22 protein-coding genes are annotated in these 24,176 nt (G+C 66.2%); 17 read left to right on the plus strand and 5 right to left on the minus strand.

The features are described 5' to 3' along the window. Positions 1–153: 153 nt before the first annotated feature. A complete protein-coding gene (gene lipA / locus SPHN_RS01505) occupies positions 154–1,077 on the plus strand; it encodes a lipoyl synthase (protein WP_248520711.1) in 924 nt (307 codons plus the stop codon). Then, positions 1,077–1,580 carry a type II toxin-antitoxin system RatA family toxin gene (locus tag SPHN_RS01510; RefSeq protein WP_248520712.1) on the plus strand — a complete coding sequence of 168 codons (504 nt, stop codon included), beginning with the start codon at positions 1,077–1,079 and terminating at the stop codon, positions 1,578–1,580. The genes lipA and SPHN_RS01510 overlap by 1 nt, the downstream gene beginning before the upstream one ends. On the opposite strand, the gene SPHN_RS01515 is transcribed toward SPHN_RS01510, so the two are convergent. From SPHN_RS01515 to SPHN_RS01525, 3 genes are read right to left on the minus strand one after another with little or no spacing between them, the layout of a single operon-like run. After that, positions 1,496–2,041, minus strand: a complete 546-nt coding sequence (locus SPHN_RS01515) for a CinA family protein (RefSeq protein WP_248520713.1) — start codon at positions 2,039–2,041, stop codon at positions 1,496–1,498. The two genes, SPHN_RS01510 and SPHN_RS01515, sit on opposite strands and share 85 nt — an antisense overlap. Continuing rightward, on the minus strand, positions 2,041–2,577 hold the full coding sequence (locus SPHN_RS01520) for a hypothetical protein (RefSeq protein WP_248520714.1): 537 nt from the start codon (positions 2,575–2,577) through the stop codon (positions 2,041–2,043). The genes SPHN_RS01515 and SPHN_RS01520 overlap by 1 nt, the downstream gene beginning before the upstream one ends. Next, complete coding sequence (locus SPHN_RS01525) at positions 2,574–3,725, minus strand: bifunctional 2-C-methyl-D-erythritol 4-phosphate cytidylyltransferase/2-C-methyl-D-erythritol 2,4-cyclodiphosphate synthase (protein ID WP_248520715.1); 1,152 nt, start codon at positions 3,723–3,725, stop codon at positions 2,574–2,576. Before SPHN_RS01525 ends, SPHN_RS01520 begins: the two co-directional genes overlap by 4 nt. Before the next feature lie 91 nt (positions 3,726–3,816). Here SPHN_RS01525 and dusB point away from each other — a divergent pair, with 91 nt between their 5' ends. The 7 genes from dusB (at position 3,817) to hflX (ending at position 12,974) form a co-directional block, all read left to right on the plus strand. After that, positions 3,817–4,815 carry a tRNA dihydrouridine synthase DusB gene (dusB, locus tag SPHN_RS01530; RefSeq protein ID WP_248520716.1) on the plus strand — a complete coding sequence of 333 codons (999 nt, stop codon included), beginning with the start codon at positions 3,817–3,819 and terminating at the stop codon, positions 4,813–4,815. Positions 4,816–4,849: 34 nt separating this feature from the next. Beyond that, positions 4,850–5,866 carry a two-component system sensor histidine kinase NtrB gene (locus SPHN_RS01535; protein WP_248520717.1) on the plus strand — a complete coding sequence of 339 codons (1,017 nt, stop codon included), beginning with the start codon at positions 4,850–4,852 and terminating at the stop codon, positions 5,864–5,866. Then, positions 5,863–7,317 (plus strand): nitrogen regulation protein NR(I), encoded by a 1,455-nt coding sequence (ntrC, locus tag SPHN_RS01540; protein ID WP_248520718.1) that lies wholly within the window; start codon positions 5,863–5,865, stop codon positions 7,315–7,317. Before SPHN_RS01535 ends, ntrC begins: the two co-directional genes overlap by 4 nt. 52 nt (positions 7,318–7,369) lie before the next feature. Further along, positions 7,370–9,640 (plus strand): sensor histidine kinase, encoded by a 2,271-nt coding sequence (locus SPHN_RS01545; protein WP_248520719.1) that lies wholly within the window; start codon positions 7,370–7,372, stop codon positions 9,638–9,640. Positions 9,641–9,644: 4 nt separating this feature from the next. After that, positions 9,645–11,021, plus strand: coding sequence for a sigma-54-dependent transcriptional regulator (locus SPHN_RS01550; RefSeq protein ID WP_248520720.1), 1,377 nt, complete (start codon positions 9,645–9,647; stop codon positions 11,019–11,021). Positions 11,022–11,109: 88 nt separating this feature from the next. Beyond that, the gene (hfq, locus tag SPHN_RS01555) at positions 11,110–11,685 is read left to right on the plus strand and encodes an RNA chaperone Hfq (RefSeq protein WP_398457691.1); all 576 of its coding nucleotides are present in this window, start codon (positions 11,110–11,112) and stop codon (positions 11,683–11,685) included. Beyond that, positions 11,682–12,974, plus strand: a complete 1,293-nt coding sequence (gene hflX, locus SPHN_RS01560; protein WP_248520721.1) for a GTPase HflX — start codon at positions 11,682–11,684, stop codon at positions 12,972–12,974. The genes hfq and hflX overlap by 4 nt, the downstream gene beginning before the upstream one ends. Here hflX and mazG read toward each other — a convergent pair. After that, positions 12,955–13,689 (minus strand): nucleoside triphosphate pyrophosphohydrolase, encoded by a 735-nt coding sequence (gene mazG / locus SPHN_RS01565; protein WP_248520722.1) that lies wholly within the window; start codon positions 13,687–13,689, stop codon positions 12,955–12,957. The two genes, hflX and mazG, sit on opposite strands and share 20 nt — an antisense overlap. A gap of 85 nt (positions 13,690–13,774) precedes the next feature. Here mazG and SPHN_RS01570 point away from each other — a divergent pair, with 85 nt between their 5' ends. From SPHN_RS01570 to SPHN_RS01600, 7 genes are all read left to right on the plus strand, one after another. After that, positions 13,775–14,107 carry an ArsR/SmtB family transcription factor gene (locus tag SPHN_RS01570; RefSeq protein WP_248520723.1) on the plus strand — a complete coding sequence of 111 codons (333 nt, stop codon included), beginning with the start codon at positions 13,775–13,777 and terminating at the stop codon, positions 14,105–14,107. 11 nt (positions 14,108–14,118) lie between these two features. Next, positions 14,119–14,562, plus strand: coding sequence for an arsenate reductase (glutaredoxin) (arsC, locus tag SPHN_RS01575; protein WP_248520724.1), 444 nt, complete (start codon positions 14,119–14,121; stop codon positions 14,560–14,562). Then, entirely contained in the window at positions 14,562–15,848 is a 1,287-nt protein-coding gene (locus SPHN_RS01580; RefSeq protein WP_248520725.1) for an arsenic transporter, read from the plus strand. Before arsC ends, SPHN_RS01580 begins: the two co-directional genes overlap by 1 nt. A gap of 37 nt (positions 15,849–15,885) precedes the next feature. Beyond that, positions 15,886–16,653 (plus strand): arsenical resistance protein ArsH, encoded by a 768-nt coding sequence (gene arsH, locus SPHN_RS01585; RefSeq protein ID WP_248520726.1) that lies wholly within the window; start codon positions 15,886–15,888, stop codon positions 16,651–16,653. Between the two features lie 186 nt (positions 16,654–16,839). After that, positions 16,840–17,517: an ABC transporter ATP-binding protein gene (locus tag SPHN_RS01590; RefSeq protein WP_248520727.1), complete on the plus strand. Its 678-nt coding sequence runs from the start codon at positions 16,840–16,842 to the stop codon at positions 17,515–17,517. Further along, entirely contained in the window at positions 17,514–20,021 is a 2,508-nt protein-coding gene (locus SPHN_RS01595) for an FtsX-like permease family protein (protein ID WP_248520728.1), read from the plus strand. Before SPHN_RS01590 ends, SPHN_RS01595 begins: the two co-directional genes overlap by 4 nt. Then, the gene (locus SPHN_RS01600; RefSeq protein WP_248520729.1) at positions 20,021–21,094 is read left to right on the plus strand and encodes a carotenoid 1,2-hydratase; all 1,074 of its coding nucleotides are present in this window, start codon (positions 20,021–20,023) and stop codon (positions 21,092–21,094) included. Before SPHN_RS01595 ends, SPHN_RS01600 begins: the two co-directional genes overlap by 1 nt. Here the strand turns inward: SPHN_RS01600 and SPHN_RS01605 are convergent. Next, positions 21,070–22,287, minus strand: a complete 1,218-nt coding sequence (locus SPHN_RS01605) for an MFS transporter (protein WP_248520730.1) — start codon at positions 22,285–22,287, stop codon at positions 21,070–21,072. The genes SPHN_RS01600 and SPHN_RS01605 overlap by 25 nt on opposite strands. A gap of 83 nt (positions 22,288–22,370) precedes the next feature. Here SPHN_RS01605 and SPHN_RS01610 point away from each other — a divergent pair, with 83 nt between their 5' ends. Further along, positions 22,371–24,041 (plus strand): formate--tetrahydrofolate ligase, encoded by a 1,671-nt coding sequence (locus SPHN_RS01610; protein ID WP_248520731.1) that lies wholly within the window; start codon positions 22,371–22,373, stop codon positions 24,039–24,041. The last annotated feature ends 135 nt before the right edge of the window (positions 24,042–24,176 follow it).

Below are 24,176 nucleotides of genomic sequence, written 5' to 3' on the forward strand. Positions count from 1 at the left end.
GGTTAGCCTTTCATGGACGTTTGCACTGCAACATGACAAACTTGTCATGTTGAAACTGGTTCCATCATTTTATCCCGTTTTTCCAGCCGTTCCAACCGGCCGACCTGATCCGCCGCCATTGTCTCGACGGCAGGGCGGGGCTATCTGGCGTCCATGAACGAGATGACCCCGATCGCCGTCCCGCGTGCCCGCAAGCCCGATTGGATCCGCGTCAAGGCGCCGACCTCCGCTGGCTTCGCAAAAACCCGCGAGTTGATGCGCTCGAAAAGCCTCACGACGGTGTGCGAAGAGGCGGCGTGCCCGAATATCGGCGAATGCTGGTCGAAGAAGCATGCGACGGTGATGATCCTCGGCGACACCTGCACGCGGGCGTGCGCATTCTGCAACGTGAAGACCGGCATGCCGCGCGCAGTCGACCGGATGGAGCCGCAGAACGTGGCCGATGCGGCGGCGCAGATGGGGCTGAACCACATCGTCATCACCTCGGTCGATCGTGACGACCTGCCGGACGGTGGCGCATCGCAGTTCGTCGAGGTGATCCAGGCGATCCGCGCGTCGAACCCGACGACGACGATCGAGATCCTGACCCCCGACTTCCGCAACAAGGCGCAGGCCGCTATCGAGTCGATCGTCGAGGCGCGTCCCGACGTCTACAATCACAATCTGGAGACCGTCCCGCGGCTCTATCCGACGATCCGCCCGGGTGCGCGCTACTATGCGTCGCTGCGCCTGCTGGAGAGCGTCAAGAAGCACGATCCGTCGATCTTCACCAAGTCCGGCGTGATGCTCGGGCTCGGCGAGGAGCGTCTGGAGATCCATCAGGTGATGGATGACATGCGCTGCGCCGATATCGATTTCCTGACGATGGGCCAGTATCTCCAGCCCACCCCGCGCCACGCCAAGGTCGCCGAGTTCGTGCCGCCCAAGGCATTCGACGCCTATGCCTCGATCGCGCGCGCAAAGGGGTTCCTGCTGGTCGCCTCGTCGCCGCTGACCCGGTCGAGCTATCACGCCGGCGACGATTTCGAGCGGTTGCGCGCAAATCGTGACGCGAAGCTGGGCGTCGCGCGCATCTGATGCCGAAGCATTCCGAAACGCGTCATTTGCCGTACACGCCTGAGCAGATGTTCGACCTGGTGGCCGATGTCGGTCGCTATGCCGAGTTCCTGCCCTGGGTCAGTGCGATGCGGGTGCGCTCCAACAGCGAGACCGAGACGCTCGCCGACATGATCGTCGGCTTCAAGGGCCTGCGCGAGACGTTCACCTCGCGCGTGCAGAAGGTGCGCCCGAGCGAACTGAACGTCGATTATGTCGATGGGCCGCTGAAGTATCTGCGCAACGAATGGCATTTCCGGCCCGAACCTCAGGGCTGTGCGGTCGACTTCACCGTCGACTTCGCGTTCAAGAACCGGATGTTCGAGATGATCGCGGGCCAGGTCTTCGGCGCCGCGCTGCGGAAAATGATCGGCGCGTTCGAGACTCGCGCTGCCGAGCTTTACGGCGCCGAATCTTCCGCGGCCGAGTCTTCCGGGGCCGGTGCGTCCGGCAGCAAGAGTTCGAGCGCACACAACGCGGCCTGAAGCCGGATCCCGCCACGACCGAGATCGCCGAAATCCTTGCGATCGGCATGAACGTCGGACGGATCGCGCCCCTTTTCCGCGCGACCGAACACGACCGTCCCGACCGGCTTCTTGAGCGATCCGCCGCCGGGGCCCGCTACGCCCGTGATCGCGACGGCGATGTCCGCGCCCGACTGCTTCAACGCGGCCTGTGCCATGCTCCACGCGACCGCGATCGAGACCGCGCCGAACGTTTCGAGCACGTCCGAGCTGATCTTCAGCACGCCGAGCTTGGCCTCGTTCGAATAGGTGACGAAGCCGACTTCGAACACGTCGGACGATCCGGGAATTTCCGTCAACGCAGCAGCGACGAGGCCACCGGTGCAGCTCTCGGCGACCGCGACCCGGCGTCCAATCGCGCGGTTCTGCTCGACGACCTTACGCGCGGCGTCGACCAGTTCGGCGGGAAGGATGGTATCCATCAGCGAGTCTCCACCGGGCACAGCAGCATCGCCACCGCGGCGATATCACCGCCGCGCGGCTTCTGCGATTTCAGGTACCGCAACGTTTCCACGACGATGGCCGCGGTGTTGCGGGGCGGCAAGGGTTGCAGCAGCGTCAACATCCGATCGATCGTCCCGCAATCGCGCGTCGCGATCCGCCCGACGATCTGCGGCACCAGCAACGTCGTCAGCAAGGGCCGCGCAAAGTCCGAATCGAGCATCGCGTCGACCGCAGGATCGCTCAGCTTGACGATCGCCGCGCGAGCGGACGGCCAGGCGCGGTCGGACTCGATCTGATAGCGATCGATCAGCGCACTCGACTGCCGCCGGATCAGGCTGGCGGCCGGGAGTTGCGCCGCGCAGACGCGACCGGTTTCGCGGAGGATGTCAGGCATCGCGACCAGCGTCAGCGATTCTGCCTCGGGTCCGGTGATGCAGCGGGGTTGCGCAACCGCCGGGCTGGCGAGAAGCGCGACGGCAGCCAGCGCGGCGCCAATCTTCATGCGGGCCTTCATGCCGGCGATCCTGGTACGCGGACGGTCGCGACGGCCTGTGCGGCGATGCCTTCGCCGCGGCCGGTAAAGCCGAGCCGCTCGGTCGTGGTTGCCTTGACGCTGACCCGGTCGAGCGTGAGCCCGAGCAGGTCGGCGATCCGCGCGGTCATCGCGGCGCGGTGCGGTCCGATCTTCGGCGCCTCGCACATGATCGTCAGGTCGACGAAATCGATTCTGCCACGCTTGTCGGCGATCAGCTTGGCCGCATGCTGGAGGAACTGCGCGGAGTCGGCACCCTTCCATTGCGGGTCACTCGGCGGGAAATGCGTGCCGATATCGCCGGCTGCGATCGTGCCCAGCAGCGCGTCGGTCAGCGCGTGGAGCGCGACGTCGGCATCGCTATGCCCGGACAGGCCCTTGTTGTGCGGGATCAGGACGCCGCCGAGCCAGAGTTCCTCGCCGGTTTCGAGGCGGTGGACGTCGAAGCCCATCGCGGTGCGGGTTTCATACGCGACACGCGCCTCGGCGGCCGCGAAATCTTCGGGGTGGGTGACTTTCTCGAGCATCGCCGAGCCCTGCACCAACGCGACGCCGACGCCAAGCCGCCGCACCATCTGCGCGTCGTCTGTTGCTTCCTCGTCTTCGGGCCAGACTGCGTGCGCGGCGCGTAGCGCTTCGACGGAAAACGCCTGCGGAGTCTGCACGCGGTTGAGGTCCGCGCGGGGGACGATGTCCCCAAGCAGGACGGAGCCGCGAGCGAGTGTATCGGTCACCGGGAGGACAGGAACGGCCGCGTCCCGGGTCTTCAAGGCTGAGACGAGCGAATCGATGACCTTGGCGGAGAGGAACGGGCGGGCCGCGTCGTGGATCATCACGTGCGTCGCGTCATCGATCGCCGCGAGTCCGTTCGCGACTGAGTCGCGCCGGGTCGGTCCGCCGATGACAGTCCTCACGCTGCTGCCGAGCGACTCGGCGGCCAGAACCTGCTGCCCTTCACCGATGATGACGATCGTCTCGGCAATCGCCGGATGCGCGGAAAATGCGTCGTAGGAATAGGCGACCATCGGACGCCCGGCGATCGGCGCGAACTGCTTGGGAACCGATCCCCCGGCGCGCACGCCGGTTCCGGCGGCGACGATGATCGCAACGATACGGTGTGCCTGTGTCATCGTCGCGACCTAGCGGTTCGTCCGGAGGCTCGCCAGTCTTGCGACGGAGCGCGGGACAGGGTAGGGCGATGCCTCTTTTTCAGGCACATCCATGCGTAATCTATCTCCCATCCAGATCGGTCCTGTCCGGATCGAAAGCCCCGTCGTGCTCGCGCCGATGACCGGCGTCACCGACATGCCGTTCCGCACGCTCGTGCGACGCTATGGCTCAGGCCTCAACGTGACCGAGATGGTTGCGAGCCAGGCGGCCATCCGCGAGACGCGCCAGTCGTTGCAGAAGGCGGCTTGGGATCGGCTCGAAGAGCCGGTGTCGATGCAGCTGATCGGCTGCACGCCGTACGAGATGGGCGAAGCCGCCAAGCTCAGCCAGGATCGCGGGGCGGCGATCATTGATATCAACATGGGCTGCCCGGTGCGGAAGGTCGTCAACGGCGACGCGGGCTCGGCGCTGATGCGCGACACCAAGCTCGCCAGCGCGATCATCGAGGCAACGGTGAAGGCAGTCGACGTCCCCGTAACGCTCAAAATGCGGATGGGCTGGTGCCATGACAGCCTCAACGCGCCCGACCTCGCGCGGATCGCCGAGGACCTTGGCGTCAAGCTGATCACCGTCCACGGCCGCACGCGCAACCAGATGTACAAGGGCAATGCCGACTGGGGCTTCGTCCGGAAGGTCAAGGACGCGGTGAGCGTGCCGGTGATCGTCAACGGCGATATCTGCACGATCGAGGACGCCGAAGCCGCGATGGACCAGTCGGGCGCCGATGGGCTGATGATCGGTCGCGGCAGCTATGGTCGCCCGTGGGTGCTCGGCCAGGTCATGGAGTGGTTCGCCACCGGTCGGCGCATCGAGGACCCGTCGATCACCGAGCAATACGACGCGATCGCAGGGCATTACGAGGCGATGCTCGAACATTATGGGATCGAGACCGGCGTCAACATGGCGCGCAAGCACATCGGCTGGTACACCAAGGGCCTGCCCGGATCGGCCGAGTTCCGCAACAAGGTGAACCAGGTTCCCGATCCCAAGCAGGTCAAGGCGATGCTCGCCGAGTTCTACGCTCCCTGGCGCGACCTTGCAGCGGCCTGACACGCACTCTCGGGTACGGCCGGGTTTTGCGGAGTTGTTCGCGGCGCTCCCGGTCGCCGTCGTCGTGGTCGATCCGGATCAGCGCGTCGCGCATGCCAACGCGCTCGCCGAGCAACTGCTGAACCTGTCGGAGCGGCTGATGATCGGCCAGCCGCTCGACGCAATCATCCCGCCGCCCGACGATCCGCGCAATCGCGACGGGCACGGGCTCGCGGTGTACGACACCGAGATGTCGACTGCGCGGGGTGGCAAGATCCGGGTCGATTTCGCCGAGACGCAGATTGCCGACTACCCGGGCTGGCGCGCGATCACGCTGCATTCCGCGGCGACCTCGCGGCGGCTCGGCCATTCCGCCGACCGCGCGGCCGGCGCGCGTGCGGCCGTCGGTGCGGCGGCGATGCTGGCGCACGAGATCAAGAACCCGCTCTCCGGCATCCGCGGGGCGGCGCAGTTGCTCGGCGCGGGCGAACTGACGACGCTGATCGTGACCGAAGTCGACCGGATCGCGGCGTTGATCGACCGGATGCAGGATTTCAGCGACACGCGTCCGCTGCCGCTCGCCAGCGAGAACATCTATCCGTTGCTCGGCCATGCGCGTCGGCTGGCGCTCGCCGGGTTCGCGCGCGGCATTTCGATCGAGGAACGCTTCGATCCGTCGCTCCCGCCCGCGCAGATCAATCGCGACGCACTGCTCCAGATCGTCATAAACTTGCTCAAGAACGCACGCGAAGCCGTTCGAAACGAACGCGAACCTCGGCTCGTGATGACGACCGCCTACCGCCACGGCATCACCGTCAGTTCGGCCCCGGGCAAGCCACGCCTGCCGCTCCCGATCGAGATCTGCGTGTTCGATAATGGCCCCGGTGCCCCGGCCGATATTGCCGACCATCTGTTCGATCCGTTCGTATCGGGTCGGCGCGAAGGGCAGGGGCTTGGTCTCGCGCTCGTCGACAAGCTCACGCGCGACATGGGCGGGATCGTCCAATACGCCCGCGAAGGAAATCCCGAGATGACCGTCCTCCGCCTGCTACTGCCAAGAGCAGCATCGTGAGCACCGTTCTGGTCGTCGACGACGACGCCGCGATCCGGACCGTCGTCGCGCAGGCGCTCCGCCGTGCCGGGCATGAGGTGTCGGTGGCCGACAGCCTCGCGCAACTCGAACGTGCGCTCGCCGCATCGCTCCCCGATGTCCTCGTCACCGACGTTATCCTGCCCGATGGCGACGGTATCGATCACGTCCGCAGCGTTGCCGCGCGCTTTCCCCTGCTGCCGATCATCGTCCTCTCGGCGCAGAACACGCTGACCACCGCGGTCCGCGCGGCCGAGGTTGGCGCATACGAGTATCTGCCCAAGCCGTTCGACCTCGACGTGCTGACCCGTGCGGTGGCCGGTGCGCTCGCGCGTGGCGGGATGGTGTCGGAGGACGCGCTCCACGACGAGGACCGCGCACTGCCGCTGATCGGGCGATCGGCGGCGATGCAGGACGTCTATCGGATCATCGCGCGGGTCGTCTCGAACGACCTGACGGTGCTGATCTCGGGCGAATCGGGCACCGGCAAGGAACTCGTCGCGCGCGCGATCCACGATCTCGGCCCACGCAACGCCGCGCCGTTCGTGGCGATCAACATGGCCGCGATCCCGCGCGAGCTGATCGAGGCCGAACTGTTCGGGCATGAGCGCGGCGCGTTCACCGGCGCGGCGACGCGCAATGCCGGGCGGTTCGAACAGGCGTCGGGCGGCACATTGTTTCTCGACGAGATCGGCGACATGCCGATGGAGGCGCAGACCCGCTTGTTGCGCGTGCTCCAGTCGGGCGAGTTCACCAGCGTCGGCGGCGCGCGGACGATCCGCGTCGACGTCCGCATCGTCGCCGCCACCAACCGCGATCTCAACGCGCAGGTCGCCGCCGGGCATTTCCGCGAGGACCTGTTCTACCGCCTCAACGTCGTCCCGATCACGCTGCCGCCACTCCGCGAGCGTCGCCAGGACATCGCCTTGCTCGCCCGCCATTTCCTCGACCATGCCGCCATGCAGGGGCTGCCCCGTCGCCAGCTCGGCAGCGACGCGCTCACCGAACTCGGCGCGCACGACTGGCCGGGCAACGTCCGCGAACTCGAAAATCTGATGCGCAGGCTGGCGGTGCTGGCGCGGGACGAAGTGATCGGCGCCGACGCGATCCGCACGATGATCGGCACACACGCGATAATCGGCGAACCCGCCGATATCGAGATCGGCCACGCCGTCCGCGTAATGATCGAGCGGATCGCGCGCGAAAACCCCGCCGCGCTCGACGACGGTACGCTGTACGATCGTGTCATCGGCGAAGTCGAACGCCCGTTGATCGAAGCGATGCTGGCGCGCCACGGCCAGAACCAGCTCCGCGCCGCCCGCGCGATGGGGATCAACCGCAATACGCTGCGCAAACGGCTCGACACGCTCGGCATCGATATTGGCCATGGCGGCAGCGAGTCCCAACGCCTCGAAGAGACGGAACGACGCTGAATCTGTCATTATGTGGTTTCCCGGCAACGGTTGACGTTGTATCGGGGCAACGATGATCGCTTCCGCGACGCTACCGATGGATGATGACGGGCCCGCACACCGGTTCGCGGTGACGCCTGCGGTTGAAGCGCTTGTGCTGGGCGTCGCGATCGCGATCGCCGTGGCCAGCTATTTCGTCATTACCGGCTCCGACCAACCGCAGCGTCTGTTAGCCCCACCGCTCGTCGCGCTGCTGCTCGTCGCCAATCTTGTGCCGGGGATCGCCCTGCTCATGCTGCTGGGGCGGCGTGTGGCGATGCGGCGTGCAGCGCGCTCGCCGGTCGGTGGCGGGGGGCGCCTCCACGTTCGCCTCGTCGCACTGTTCTCGATCGTTGCGGCGGTGCCGATGCTGCTGGTGACGATCTTTGCGTCGCTACTGTTCCAGTACGGCGTCCAGTTCTGGTATTCCGACCAGGCGCGCGGGATGCTTGAGAATGCGACCGGGCTTGCCCAATCGTCCTACGCACGCCAGCTCAACAGATGGCAGGAAGCCACCGTGACGATGGCGAGCGACATGTCCGCCTATCTCCGCGAACGCTCGCTGCAGAGCCCGGATTTTTCCGGCTGGTTCCTCCAACAGGTCTATTTTCGTAGCCTCTCGGAAGCTGCGTTGTTCAAGCTGTCCCCTCAGCAGGGGATCCAGACCCTCGCGATCGTCAATCCGTACGAGATCGACTTCACGCGCCGCGTGACGCCGTCCGCGATCGCCGAACTCCGGTCGGGCAAGAGCGCGGTCGTCGCCGTCACCGGCGACCGGATCCAGACCATCACGATGCTGCCGGGATCCGACGAGCTGTTTTTATATGCAGGGCGCGTCGAGGATACGAAATTACTGTCCGAACAGACGGCCCGCGCGAACGAAGTCCTGACGAGTTATCGATCGCTGCTGGCAAGAGCGCGTAGCCTGCAGCTGCAGTTCAATGCGGCCCTGCTGTTGATTTCTCTGCTGATCGTGGGGATTGCGGTCTGGATCGCGCTGGCTGTCGCGGATCGCCTCGTGCGGCCGGTCGGCGAGCTGGTCGATGCGGCTCGCCGGGTTGCCGCAGGCGACCTGACCGCGCGCGTGCCGGACCCGCGCAGCCGCGATGAGGTCGGAACGCTCGCCAACGCCTTCAACCAGATGACCGGGCAGCTCGAGGAACAGAATACCGAGCTCGTCACCGCCAATGGCCAGCTCGAAAACCGGCGCGCGCTGATCGAGGCGGTAATGGCCGGCGTCTCGGCAGGCGTCGTCGCGACCGGACGCGAGCGCACGATAACGATCGCCAATGATTCCGCGGTCACGCTGCTCGGAACCGATGCTGGCGGGTTGGTCGGCCGTCGGCTTGTCGATGTCGCGCCTGAGCTCGACGCGATGCTCGATGGCGGCGACCGCGAGGCGATCGTCGAGGTGGGGCAGGGCGGCGACGTCCGCACGCTGGCGGTCCGCATCGCCCGCCCGGCGACCGGTCCGATCCTCACCTTCGACGACATCACGCAGCAACTGCTCGATCAGCGCCGCGCGGCCTGGTCCGACGTCGCACGACGGATCGCGCACGAGATCAAGAACCCGCTGACCCCGATCCAGCTCGCCGCCGAACGCCTGCAACGGCGCTACGGCGCGAAGGCCGAGATGCAGGACGGCACGTTCTCGCGGCTCACCGACACGATCATCCGCCAGGTCGGCGACCTGCGCCGCATGGTCGACGAATTCTCGTCGTTCGCACGCATGCCCAAGCCCGTCTTCCGCGAGGAGTCGCTGGTCGATGCCGCCCGCCAGGCGCTTTTCCTGCACGAGGTGGCGCATCCTTCGATCGGCTTCCACCTCGTCAACGATGATCCCGGCTTGGCGCTGGTCTGCGATCGTCGCCAGATCGGCCAAGCCCTCACGAACATCGTGAAGAACGCGGTCGAAGCCATTGAAACACGAGGCGAACCCGGTGGATCGGTGACGATGACACTCAGCCAGGAGGTCGGCCGGAGCGTGACGATCGCGGTCGCCGATACCGGCGTCGGCCTGCCCGCCGATCGCGACCGGATCATGGAGCCCTATGTCACGACCCGGGCGCGCGGCACGGGCCTCGGGCTTGCCATCGTCAAGAAGATCATTGAGGAGCATTGCGGTACGATCGGGTTCTCCGACCGGCCGGGTGGCGGCACGATCGTCACGATGATCTTTGATACCAGGGCTCTGGCATCACTGGACCAGGGGGGCCTGAACCAAGTGGGCCTCGACGCAAGATGGCCGCAACCCGAGGGGGCAGGGGATGGCCAACTCGCCACCATGACTCGTAACCGGACATGATTTGATGGCGCTCGATATTCTCGTCGTGGACGACGAACGTGACATTCGCGAACTGGTCGCCGGCGTGCTCGAAGACGAAGGCTATGACACGCGCGATGCCGGCGACAGCGATTCCGCGCTGGAGGCGATCGCCGCACGGCGTCCGTCGCTGGTGCTGCTCGACGTCTGGCTGCAAGGCTCGCGGCTCGACGGGCTCGAACTGCTCGACGAGATCAAGCGTCGCGACCCGTCGATCCCCGTGCTCGTCATCTCGGGCCACGGCAATTTGGATACCGCGGTCGCCGCGATCCGGCGTGGCGCGTCCGACTTCATCGAAAAGCCGTTCGAGGCGGAGCGTCTGTTGCTCATGGTGGCGCGTGCGACCGAGACCGAACGGCTGCGGCGCGAAGTCGCGACCCTGCGCGCGACGGTCGGCCGCGAGACCGATCTCACCGGCAGTTCTGGCGCAATCAACGGCGTTCGCGCGACGTTGAAGCGGGTCGCGGCAACCGGTAGCCGCGTGCTCGTGATGGGCGGCGCAGGCGTCGGCAAGGAAGTCGCCGCGCGGCTGCTGCATGGCTGGAGCCAGCGCACCGATGCCCCGTTCATCGTCGTCAGCGCCGCAAGAATGACGCCCGAGCGGGTCGACGAGGAACTGTTCGGGGTCGAGGAGGCGGGCGATCTCGTCCGTCCCGGCCTGTTTGAGCAGGCACATGGCGGCACGTTGTTCCTCGACGAGATCGCCGACATGCCGATCACGACGCAGGCGCGGATCCTGCGCGCGCTGACCGACCAGAGTTTCACGCGGGTTGGTGGCACGCGGGTCGTGAAGGTCGACGTTCGCGTCGTCTCGGCGACGGCGCGCGACCTCGTATTCGAGATCGCCGAGGGGCGCTTTCGCGAAGATCTCTACTACCGCCTCAACGTCGTCCCCGTGACGATTCCGCCGCTGTCCGATCGCCGCGAGGATATCCCGGCGCTGGTCCAGCATTTCATCGCGCATTACGCGTCCGAACGCCGTGTGCCGACGCCCGAGATCGCCCCCGATGCGATGGTCGCGCTGCAATCCTATGACTGGCCCGGTAACGTCCGCCAGCTGCGCAACGTCGTCGAGCGGACGATCATTCTTGCGCCGGGAGATCGCATCGGCCGGATCGATATCGACCTGTTGCCCGCCGAAGTGCTCGGCGATCAGGGCGAGATGGGGGCGGCAGGTGGCACCGCGATCATGGGATCGCCGTTGCGGGAGGCGCGCGAGACGTTCGAGCGCGAATATCTCCGCGTTCAGATCCGACGCTTTTCGGGCAACATCTCGCGGACGGCGAGCTTCATCGGAATGGAACGCTCGGCCTTGCACCGGAAACTCAAGCTGCTCGGAATCACCGAAACACGCGACGAATAGCACGCCGCAATTTCGCCGCCCTCTGGAACTATGCCCGTATCGATCATAGATCATATTCTGCATCCGGTAACCGGGCGCATCTCCGACGCTGGGAAACAGCGCCTTGCGGGCAAAGTCCCGCCAAAAACAAAGGGTTATCCCATTGGCCGATAAACCAGGCTCGCTTCAGGACCTCTTCCTGAACGCACTCCGGCGCTCCAAGACGCCGGTCACGATGTTCCTCGTCAAGGGCGTGAAGCTCCAGGGCATCGTCACGTGGTTCGATAATTTTTCCGTGCTGCTCCGCCGTGATGGCCAGTCGCAGCTGATCTACAAGCATGCGATCTCGACGATCATGCCCGCCGGACCCATGGACGTGTCGGCGATCGTCGACGCGGTCGGAGAGAACCAGAAGAAGCACCCGCTGTTGCAGGATATTTTCCTCAACGCGGTGCGGAAATCCGAAGACAGCGTGACGATGTTCCTGATCAACGGCGTCATGCTGCAGGGCCAGATCGCAGGCTTCGACCTGTTCTGCATGCTGCTCCAGCGTGAGGGCATGGCGCAGCTCGTCTACAAGCATGCGGTCTCGACGATCCAGCCGGCGCGCCCGCTGAACCTCGCCGAGGAACCCACCGATACGGATGATGCGGATGACGCAGATGATGCGGACCACGGCGATTGAGTAGCGGTTTCGAACGCGACCGGGACGAGTTCGCGCGCGGTGCGCGCGCGATCGTCGTCCTTCCCGACCAGGGCGATGCTTCGCGCGACGTCGACGCACGTCTCGAGGAAACCGCGGGCCTTGCGGCCGCGATCGGTGTCGAGGTCGTCGAACGGATCGCCTACCGTGTCCGCCAGCCCAAGCCGGCCACACTCATCGGTAGCGGCCAGGTGGAGATGCTTGCGGCGCAGGTTCGGATGGAAGAGGCGGGGCTCGTCGTGTTCGACGCGAGCCTCAGCCCGATCCAGCAGCGCAATCTCGAAAAGGCGCTCGAAACCAAGGTCATCGATCGCACCGGCCTGATCCTCGAGATCTTCGGCGAGCGTGCGGCGACCGCCGAGGGGCGCTTGCAGGTCGAGCTGGCACATCTCGATTATCAGGCCGGCCGGCTAGTCCGCAGCTGGACCCATCTCGAACGCCAGCGCGGTGGCTTCGGCTTCCTCGGAGGTCCGGGCGAGACCCAGATCGAGGCGGATCGCCGCCTGATCCGCGACCGGATGGCCAGGCTGAAGCGCGAGCTCGAGCAGGTCAGCCGCACGCGGGGGCTTCACCGCGAGCGGCGCCAGCGCGCGCCATGGCCGGTAATCGCGCTGGTCGGCTACACCAATGCCGGCAAGTCGACGCTGTTCAATCGGCTCACGGGCGCCGACGTGATGGCGGAGGACCTGCTGTTCGCGACGCTGGATCCGACGCTGCGACAGATCCAGTTACCCGGGATCGACAAGGCGATCCTATCCGACACGGTCGGGTTCGTCTCGGACCTGCCGACGCAATTGGTTGCTGCGTTCAAGGCGACGCTAGAGGAGGTTGTGTCCGCCGACCTGCTTGTCCACATCCGCGATATCGCGCATCCCGATACCGAGGCGCAGCGGGCGGACGTGGAAACCGTGCTGGCCGAGATCGGGGTAGACGAGAACACGCCGCGGTTCGAAGTCTGGAACAAGCTCGATCTGCTCGATGCGGATACGCATGAGGAGATCGCCGCGCAGGCCGCGCACCGGGACGACGTCGTCGCCATCTCGGCGTTGAGTGGGGAAGGGGTGGATGAGTTGATCCACCAGGTTGCCGCCAAGTTGACCGGCGCGCATCGTCGCTACAGCATCACGCTCGACGCGACCGATGGCGCCGGGGCGGCGTGGCTGCATGCGCACGGCGAGGTGCTCGGCAGCTTGGACGACGAACTCGAGACCACGTACGACGTGCGCTTGTCGGAAACCGATTACGACCGGTTCATCCGTCGCGACGCTTGACCGCCTGCCACAGGGCTTCCTTCTGATCGAGTGTCATGGCGGCGAATGCGTCGCCGCCATCGGCCTCGATCGCCCGAAAGCGCGCCTCGAATTTGGCATTGCCAGCGCGCAAGGCGGCCTCGGGATCGACGCCTAGATGGCGTGCCCAGTTCGTGACGGCGAACAGCAGGTCGCCGATCTCTTCTGCGATCGTGTCCGAGCCGGCTTTGCGAACCTCTTCGATTTCCTCGAAAACCTTCGCAAGCGGACCCGCTGCATCGGGCCAGTCGAACCCCACGCGCGCAGCACGCTTCTGCAGTTTCTCGGCACGCGACAAGGCTGGCAGGCCGATCGCAACGCCGGCCAGCGCGCTGGGATCGGACTTCTCCGCACGTTCGCCGGCCTTAATCGTTTCCCATCCCGGCGAGATCGCGGCGTCGCTGAAGATATGCGGGTGGCGGCGCTCCATCTTGTCGCTGATCGCGGTGACGACGTCGGCCAAGGTGAATGCGCCAGCCTCTTCGGCGATGCGGCTGTGGAACACGACCTGAAGGAGCAGATCGCCAAGCTCGTCCTTCAGATCGGCCGCATCGTCGCGCGCGATCGCGTCGGCGACCTCATACGCCTCCTCGATCGTGTATGGCGCGATCGTCGACCAGGTCTGAACGCGGTCCCATTCGCATCCGTCGACCGGATCGCGCAACCGCGACATGATGGCAGTGAGCCGTTCGATCATTGGGTGTTCTCGATAAAAAGCGATCGCTCGCATATCGCGAAATGAACAGCCTTGTGCAAATCTTTATATCGACTATGCTGGATATATGGATAATACCGATGCGATCGAAGTTCTGAGCGCACTAGGGCAGGGGACGCGCCTCGACGTGTTCCGTCTTCTGGTACGGCACGAGCCGGACGGCATGGCGGCGGGCGAAATCGCCCGCGCGCTCGACGTGCCGCAGAATACGATGTCAGCACATCTGGCTGTTCTCGCGCGTGCCGGGGTCGTGCGATCCGAGCGTCACAGTCGATCGATCGTCTATCGCGCCGACCTCGACTGTCTGCGGGCGCTCATGCTGTTCCTGGTCAAGGACTGCTGCGCCGGCTCGCCCGACCTCTGCGCGTCGCTTTTGACCGACCTTACCCCCTGCTGCTGAAAGGACGCGCCATGGCCGCCGATATCGTGATCTATCACAACCCCGAGTGCGGCACGTCGCGCAACACACTGGCGATGATCCGCAATGCCGGCATCGAGCCGCACGTGGTTGAATACCTGAAGACGCCGCCCTCGCGCGCCTTGCTGGTCGAGATGATCGATCGCGCCGGGATAACGCCCCGCGATCTGCTGCGTGAAAAGGGTACGCCCTATGTGGAATTGGGCCTGGGCGACACGTCGCTGTCCGACGACGCGCTGGTGGACGCGATGATGGCGCATCCGGTCCTCATCAACCGACCGCTGGTCGTCTCGCCGCTCGGCGTGAAGCTGTGCCGACCGTCCGAAGAGGTCCTCGATCTGCTGCCCGCGCCGCAACAGCGCGCGTTTGCCAAGGAGGACGGCGAACAGGTCGTGAACGCCCAAGGCGAGCCCATCCCAGGTCAGCGCATCGCCTGATGCTGCTTGCGCTCGCTATCTTCATCGTCACGATCACGCTCGTCATCTGGCAGCCCAAGGGCCTCGGCATCGGATGGAGCGCGATGGGCGGTGCGGCCGTAGCGCTGCTCGTCGGGGTCATCTCGCTCTCCGACGTGCCGGTGGTGTGGGGGATCGTCTGGAACGCGACCGCGACGTTCGTCGCGATCATCATCGTCAGCCTGTTGCTCGATGAAGCCGGGATTTTCGAATGGGCGGCGCTCCACGTCGCGCGCTGGGGCGGGGGGCATGGTCGCCGGCTGTTCGTGCTGATCGTGCTGCTCGGCGCGGCGGTGTCGGCGCTGTTCGCCAATGATGGCGCGGCGCTGATCCTGACGCCAATCGTCATCGCGATGCTGCGGGCGCTGGGATACAAGGACAAGGCGACGCTGGCGTTCGTCATGGCGGCGGGGTTCATCGCCGATACCGCCAGCCTGCCGCTGATCGTCTCCAACCTCGTCAACATCGTGTCGGCCGACTTCTTCCGGATCGGCTTTGCCGATTATGCCTCGGTGATGGTGCCGGTCGATCTGGCGTCGATCGCCGCGACGCTGGTCGTGCTGCTGCTGTTCTTCCGGCGCGACATACCCGCCAGCTACGATGTGGCGCAGCTCCGCGCGCCTGCTGACGCGATCCGCGACCATGCCACGTTTAAGGCAGGGTGGGTCGTCCTCGCGCTGCTGCTCGCCGGCTTCTTCCTGCTCGAACCTATCGGCGTGCCGGTAAGCGCCGTTGCCGCTGCGGGCGCGATCCTCCTGCTCGCGATCGCGGCGCGCGGCAACGTGATCAAGACCCGCACGGTGCTGGCCGGCGCGCCGTGGCAAGTAGTTATCTTTTCGCTGGGGATGTATCTGGTCGTTTACGGTCTGCGGAATGCGGGTCTGACCGACCTGCTTGCGGGCCTGCTCGATCGTACTGCGCAGGGTGGCGTATGGGGTGCCGTGTTCGGATCCGGCATTACTGCTGCGCTGCTATCGTCCGTGATGAACAACATGCCAACGGTCCTGGTCGGCGCGCTGTCTATCGATGCGACCCACACCACGGGGGCGGTCAAGGAGGCGATGATCTATGCCAACGTGATAGGCTGCGACCTTGGTCCGAAGATCACCCCGATCGGCTCGCTGGCGACGCTGCTGTGGCTTCACGTTCTTGGCCAGAAAGGTATCCGCATCGGCTGGGGTTACTACTTCAAGGTTGGTGCGACGCTGACGATTCCCGTGCTGTTTGTGACGCTCGCGGCGCTCGCACTGCGGATCAGCTTGGGCTGACTTTGCCACTTACCCGATCACGATGGAGTCTCGTCCAATGCCCCTCCGCACGCTTCCTGAGCCCGATTATCTGCCGGCGCTCGACCGGCGTTACGCCGGCAACCGGCCTGCCATCGAATTGGGCCCTTGTGATCTACCGCCGCGTATCCTGTTGCTCTATGGATCGCTGCGTGAGCGATCCTTTTCGCGATTGTGCGTCGAGGAAGCCGCCCGCCTGCTGCAATTCTTCGGATGCGAGACGCGCATTTTCGATCCGTCCACCTTGCCACTGCCTGATCAGGTGATCGGAGACGATCACCCCGCGGTTCACGAACTCCGCGAATTGTCGCTATGGTCGGAAGGGCAGGTGTGGTGCAGTCCCGAACGGCACGGGCAGATTACCGGCATCATGAAGCTGCAGGTCGATCACCTGCCTCTAGCGATAGGCGGAATGCGCCCGACGCAGGGCCGCACGCTTGCGGTGATGCAGGTGTCGGCCGGGTCACAGTCGTTCAATAGCGTCAATACACTGCGCCTCCTGGGCCGCTGGATGCGCATGGTGACCATTCCCAACCAGTCGAGCGTCGCCAAGGCGTTCGAAGAGTTTGACGACGCGGGCAGGATGCGGCCGTCCAGCTATTACGATCGGATCGTAGACGTTATGGAAGAACTGGTGCGCTTTACGGTCTTGCTGCGTCCCCACGCGGCCCGGATGGTAGACCGCTACTCCGAACGAAGGGAGGCTGACTTACCGATCGCGACGTCGATCGATCTCTCGGGTGTTGCAACCGCGCCAGATAGCAGGAGCCAGACTGCCGGCCGCTAAGCGACGTATCATCAAGATCGATAATATACATTATGTTAAATAAGCAGTTATTTTGTGCGGGCGTGGTCGGCTCGAAGCGAGCGATGTTCGCTACACTCCGCCTACCACCCCGCGTACGGGTCCGAAAGAAATCTAAGGCAATGCAGATGGCTGTCATCGCAGCGACGTGCGTGGCATGGTTTGCGGATGCACGACCGCGCCCTTCTTCGCGTCACTGGCCTAGCAAAGTCGGTTCCCGGCGGTAGAGAGCTCTTCCGGAGCCTGCACCTGACAGCAAAGCCCGGACAACTCATCGCCATCGTCGGTGAAAGTGGCGTCGGCAAGTCGACGTTGCTCAATATTCTAGCCGGCCTTGACGAACCCGACTCAGGCCGCGTCGCAATCGAAGACATCGACCTTCATGCGCTCGACGAGGATGCGCTGACCAAGATTCGCGCGACACGCATCGGGTTCGTCTTTCAGGCATTTCACGTTTTACCCTATCTTACGTTGCGCCAGAACGTCGCTCTGCCGCTCGCACTGGTCTCGGCGGACCGGCAGACGATCGACGCTCGGGCAGACGCCATGCTCGATCGGGTCGGCTTGGGAGCGCGCGGCGATGGGTATGCGCGCGATCTATCGGGCGGAGAGTTGCAACGCATCGCGATCGCTCGTGCGTTCGTCCATCGCCCGGCAATCATCCTCGCCGACGAACCCACGGGCAATCTCGATCCGGAGACTGCGGCGAAGATACTCGATCTGTTTTCGAAAGCAGTCCGTGAGGACGGCGTCGCTGCGATCATCGTCACGCATTCCGAGGCAGCCGCCGGCATCGCCGACGTCGTGCTAACGCTCACCGCGACCGGTCTGGAACGACGCGCGTGAGCCTAGTGTCGGCGCGGCTTGCGCTGGGCTGGCTGATCGGCGGGGAATGGCGTGCGCACCCTGCCCGACTTGCCCTCACGGCGGTCGCGATCGCGATCGGCGTCGCGCTTGGGTTCGCCGTCCACTTGGTCAATGGATCGGCGCTGACGTCGTTCGAAGGCGCGCTGCGGACCGTCAACGGCAGCGCAGACGTCCAGGTCAACGCGACCACACCGCTGGGCTTCGACGAGGCGCTGTACGCCAGCGTCTCGACAGCGTCCGGCGTCGCCGACGCAAGTCCGGTCGTCGTGCTACGCGCCACGGTCGGCAAGACGCGATTCACGTTGCTGGGTCTCGACGTTATTCGCGCGGCACAGGTTACGCCCTCGCTGGTCGGCATCGCCCCCGCCGGGATCGACCGTCGGACCGATGCCGCATTCGACGACCAGGCGCTGTTCCTGTCGTCGGCGGCAATGCGCGCGATCGGCACCAAGCCTGGCGACAGGCTGACCGTCGCCGCGAACGGTCGGGCCACGCCATTGCGAGTCGCCGGTGCCCTACCGGGCGTCGCGGAAGGCCAGGCGATCGGCGTCGTCGACATCGCCACCGCGCAGTGGCGGTTCGGCAGGCTGGGCCGGCTCGACCGGATCGACGTCAAGCAGGTCGAGGGGGCGTCGACAGCCGCGCTCGCCACGATCCTGCCGCGCGACGCTACCATCGGGACCAGCGCCAGCGACGCCTCGCGCAGCGCCGCGCTGTCGCGTGCCTATCGCGTTAACCTCGACATGCTCGCGCTCGTCGCGTTGCTGACCGGCGGCTTTCTGGTGTTCTCGGCGCAGTCGCTGTCGGTCGCGCGCCGCCTGCGGGCCTTCGCGCTGATCCGCACGCTCGGCCTGCCGCGTAACGGGATCGTCGCCACCGTCGCACTCGAAGGTCTCGCGATCGGCGTGATCGGGGCAAGCCTCGGACTGCTGCTCGGTTATGCGCTCGCCTATGCCGCGCTGACCCGGTTTGGTGGCGATCTCGGCGCAGGCTATTTCGCCGATGGCAGCGTCAGGCTGACCTTCGCCCCAGCCGCCGCAGTCGGCTTCTTCTCGCTCGGCCTGCTCGCGGCGGTCGCGGGCAGCGTGCTCCCGGCGCGCATCGCCGCCCGCGCCGCGCCTGCTGCGGCGCTGCGCAATGCGGGCGAAGTGATCGACCCGCGCACGCCGGTCCCCTGGATCCCTGCCGCGGTCCTGATCGCGGTCGGCGGCGTCGCGGCGCTGCTTCCGGCGATCGGCGGACTGCCATTGTTCGGGTTTGCGAGCATGGCGCTGATCCTTGCAGGCGGCATCGCCGGCATGCCCTGGCTCGCGCGGACGTTGCTGAGCCCCCTCGCCCGCCGCCCTGACCGCAACGTCGCGACAGGCCTCGCGATCCGTCATCTTCACGGCGCGCCCGGCCAGGCCGCCACCGCGCTGTGCGGGATCGTCGCCAGTACCGCGCTGATGATCGCGATGGCGGTAATGGTCACCAGCTTCCGCGGCGCGGTCGACGAATGGCTCGGCCAGATCCTGTCGGACGACCTGTATCTGCGGGTCGAGGGTGGCACCGGCTACGATCCCGCCGCGCAGGCGGTCCTCCGCGCGACGCCCGGCGTGGCCCGCATCGCGTTCAGCCGTCAGGTGCCGCTTACGCTTCGCGCCGATCGTCCGCCCGTGACGCTGATCGCCCGTCCCGTCGCTGACGGCGAGGATCCGACACTGGTATTGCTCGACAAGGCCGAGCGCCTCCCCGCCGGCACGACACCGATCTGGCTCTCCGAACCTGCCGCCCGGCTTTATGGCTGGAAGGTCGGCGCATCCGTCACGCTGCCGCTCGCCGGTCGCTATGCGGTCGCCGGCATCTGGCGCGACTATGCCCGACAGCAGGGAGCGATCGTCATCCGCGACACCGACTATGCGAAGGCAACGGGTGACCTTACCCGCACCGAGGCGGCAATCACGCTTCGTCCCGGCGCCAATTCCCGTGAAGTCCAACGCGCGCTCGCCGCCCGCTCCCCCCGCACGCTCGCCAGCCTGATCTCGATCGCCCAGCCGGCGACATTGCGCCGCTACGCGCTCGAGCTGTTCGACCGCAGCTTCGCCGTCACCTATCTGCTCGAGGCGGTTGCGATCCTCGTCGGGCTGGCCGGCGTCGCCGCGACGATGTCCGCGCAGACCATCGCCCGCACGCGCGAGTTCGGCATGCTCCGCCACATCGGCGTCTCGAAACGCCAGATCATCGCGATGCTGGCAAGCGAAGGCGCGCTGCTCGGGCTGGTCGGCGGGATCGCCGGCATAGCGCTCGGCGGCATCATGGCGCAGGTTCTCGTCCATGTGATCAATCCGCAGTCGTTCAACTGGACGATGGCGACGCGGGTGCCCTGGGGCATCGTCGCCAGCGTCGCAGGCGCACTGGTCATTGCCGCCGCCGGCACCGCCACGCTCGCCGGACGCCGCGCGATTGCCGCCGACGCGGTCCGCATGGTCAGGGAAGATTGGTGATGCGGCGCTTGGTCAAATCCGTTCTCACCGTCGCCGCGCTCGCGCTGACCGCGGCGATGCCTGCCGCGACCGACTATCCCGTCGTCCGCCCCGGCGCGCGCTTCGTCTTCCCGCGCGAGCACGGCGCCCACCCCGCATTCCGTACCGAATGGTGGTACGTCACCGGCCTGCTGAAAACGCGAGACGGCCGTGATCTCGGCTTCCAGATCACCTTCTTCCGCACCACACCCAAAACCGACTCCGCCAACCCGAGCCGGTTCGCGCCGAAGCAGATCCTGTTCGCCCACGCAGCCCTATCGGACCCGAGCATCGGCCACCTGCTCCACGGCGAACGCGCCGCGCGCGCCGGCTTCGGTCTCGCCCAGGCGCGGATCGGCGACACCGACGTGACCTTGCGCGACTGGCGGATCCACCGCCTCCCCGACGGTCGCTTCGTCACCAATGTCGCTACCCGCGACTTTTCACTCGCGCTGACGCTCACTCCACGCCAGCCCCCGCTGCTCGAAGGTAAGGACGGCTACAGCCAGAAGGGCCCCCGCCCCGAGCAGGCGAGCTATTACTACTCGGTCCCGCACCTCGCCGTCACCGGAAGCCTCACGCGCGACAGGAAGGCGCAGCCGGTCACCGGCCAGGCATGGCTCGATCGCGAATGGTCGTCGGATTATCTCGGCGGCGGTGCGGTCGGCTGGGACTGGACGGGGCTGAACCTCGACGATGGCGGCGCGCTGATGGCGTTTCGGATCCGAGGGGCTGGCGGCAAACAGGTCTGGGCTGGCGGCTCGCTCCGGCGCGCAGACGGGGGCGTCGTCCGGTTTGCGCCCGGCGACGTCCGCTTCGATCCGCTCAGGCAATGGCGCTCGCCGCGCACCGGCGCACTCTACCCCGTTACGCAACGGCTCAGCATCCGCCTGCCAGAAGGTGTCCGCCGGTTCGACCTGACCCCGCTGTTCGCCGATCAGGAACTCGACGCGCGCCGCAGCGGCATGCCGGTCTATTGGGAGGGCGCGGTCCGCACCGCCGGCGGCAGCGGCTATCTCGAGCTGACCGGTTATGCGGATCCGCTCAGGATGTGATCGCCGCGCGGCTCGGTCAGGAAAAGCGCGAACGCCGCCACCGCCAGCACGCTGCCAACCGCCATCGTCGCGGTCCAGCCGCCATGATACAAGCTGAACGACGCCAGCATCGATCCCGCCGCCCCGCCGAGGAACACGACGGTCATGTAGATCGCATTGATCCGCCCGCGCGCCTCGGGCGCGATCGAGTAGATCACGCGCTGGCCGAGCACCTGGTTCAACTGCGTTGCGGCATCGAGCAGCACCGCCGCGAGCGCCAGCACGATCAGCATGTGCGCCGCACCCGCCCAGCCCGCGACCAGGCAGGCGACGATCGCACTCCCCAGCGCGATCCCGGTCCCCATCCGGATATAGCCGCGGTCCCCCAACCGGCCCGCGATCGGCGCGGTCAGCGCACCGCCCGCTCCCGCCAGTGCGAACAGAGCTATACCGACTTGTCCCAGACCGAACTGGCGCGCGAGCACCAGCGGCACCGCCGTCCAGAACAGGTTGAAGATCGCGAACATCGTCGCCTGATACGCCGTCCGCCGCCGGATTGCCGGCGTCCGCGCGAGCAGCCGGAAGCTCGACGCGAGGATCTGGCCATAACCGAGACCCGGGCTTGGTCGCCGCTCGGGCAGCATCTTGGCCAGCAACATCGCAAGTGCGACCATCGCCACCGCCGATACGGCAAAGATCGCGCGCCATCCGGCAATCGACGCGAGCCCGCTCGCCAGCGGCCGTGCCAGCATGATCCCGGTGATCAACCCGGCCATGATGTTGCCGATCACCTGGCCGCGCTTGGCATCTGGAGCCAAGTGCGCGGCGAGCGGCACCATGATCTGCGCGCCGACCGAACAGAAGCCGGTGACGAACGAGAATAGCAGGAAACTCATCGCGCCGGTCGAGAACACCACGCCGATCAACCCGACCGTCGTCCCCGCGACCATCATCAGGATCAGCCGGCGATTCTCGACAAGGTCGGCGAGCGACACGATCAGCAGCAGACCCGCGCCATAGCCGAGTTGCGTCAGCGTTACGATCAGCCCGGCGGTGCTGCCGTGAAGCCCTAGCGCCGGTGCGATCTCGCCGATCAACGCCTGTGCGTAATAGAGGTTGGCCACCATCATCCCGCACGCGACCGCGAACACGGTGGTCAAAGCGGGCGTCATTCCGGAGGAAGTCTCGGGCGTCTTGCTGTCGGTATCCGTCATTGCGGTCGCGTTTACGGAAATGCCGTCGCCCGCGCCAGCTTAGCATCTGGAAACCTGTCGCGACCCTCGCTAGGCCGATCCGCATGGACACCGATATCGCCATCGCCCGCAGCGTCGCGCTGCGCCCCATCGCCACCATCGCGGACGGCCTCGGCATCCCCGACGCGGCGATCGAGCCTTACGGCCGCTTCAAGGCAAAGATCGCGCTCGACTGGCTCGAAACGCGTAAATCGGGCGCCAAGGGCCGGCTGATCCTCGTCACGGCGATCAACCCGACTCCGGCTGGCGAAGGCAAGACCACCACCTCGATCGGCCTAGCCGATGCACTGCGCCACACCGGGCGTAAGGCGGTGCTGGCGTTACGTGAACCCTCGCTCGGGCCGTGTTTCGGTACGAAGGGCGGCGCGACCGGCGGCGGGCGCGCGCAGGTCGCGCCGATGGAGGACATCAACCTCCACTTCACCGGCGATTTTCACGCAATTACCGCGGCGCACAACCTGCTCGCGGCGATGATCGACAACCACATCCACTGGGGCAATGCGCTCCAGATCGACGTCCGCCGCGTGGTCTGGCGCCGCGTGCTCGACATGAACGACCGCGCGCTGCGCGACATCGTCCAGTCGATCGGCGGCGTCGCCAACGGATATCCACGCGAATCGGGGTTCGACATCACCGTCGCCTCCGAAGTGATGGCGATCCTCTGCCTCGCCGACGACCTCGCCGACATGGAACGCCGGCTCGGCGATATCGTCGTCGCCTATACCCGCGACCGCAAGCCGATCACCGCGCGCGACCTGAAGGCTGACGGCGCGATGGCGGTGCTGCTGGCCGAGGCGATCAAGCCCAACCTCGTCCAGTCGCTCGAAGGCACGCCCGCGTTCCTCCACGGCGGCCCGTTCGCCAACATCGCGCATGGCTGCAACTCGGTGATCGCCACGCGCGCCGCCTTGTCGTTGGGCGATTACGTCGTCACCGAAGCGGGCTTCGGCGCGGACTTGGGCGCGGAGAAGTTCTTCGACATCAAATGCCGCCAAGCGGGCCTCGCTCCCGATGCGGTCGTGATCGTCGCGACGGCGCGTGCGCTGAAGATGAACGGCGGCGTTGCGAAGGCCGACCTCGCGCACGAGAACGTCGACGCGGTCCGCAAGGGTGCGGTCAACCTCGTCCGCCATATCGAAAACATCCGCCAGTTCGGCGTCCCCGCGATCGTCGCGATCAACCATTTCTACACCGACAGCGATGCCGAGATCGCGGCGATCGTCGAGGCGGCAGCGCAACACGGCTCGCGCGCGATCCTCTGCCGGCATTGGGCCGAGGGTGGTGCTGGCGCGGTCGAACTGGCAGACGCGGTCGCCGAAATCTGCGAGACGCATGGCGGCGGGTTCGCACCGATCTATGGCGACGAACTCTCGCTGTTCGACAAGATCGATACCGTCGCGCGGCGCATCTATCGTGCGGAGCATGCGGTCGCCGAGCCGAGCGTGCTGGCGCAACTCAAGCGCTGGGAGGATGCGGGCTACGGCCACTTGCCCGTGTGCCTTGCCAAGACGCAATACAGCTTCTCGACCGACCCGGCTTTGCTCGGAGCCCCGACGGGTCACATCGTGCCGGTGCGCGAAGTCCGCCTCGCCGCGGGTGCTGGGTTCGTCGTGGCGATCTGCGGCGAGATCATGACGATGCCGGGTTTGCCACGCGTGCCGGCGGCGGAGGCCATCCATTTGAACGAGGAAGGGCTGATCGAGGGGCTGTTCTAGAAGCAGGGTAGAAGCTCCCCCACGCTCCCGTCATCCTGACGAAAGTCAGGACCCAGAGCCGCGATGCGCGGCATCTGGTATCCTGGGTCCTGACTTTCGTCAGGATGACGGGCGGGGTGTAGATGACGGGCGGGG

It is taken from the genome of Sphingomonas faeni (assembly GCF_023195535.1).
Lineage (GTDB): Bacteria > Pseudomonadota > Alphaproteobacteria > Sphingomonadales > Sphingomonadaceae > Sphingomonas > Sphingomonas faeni_B.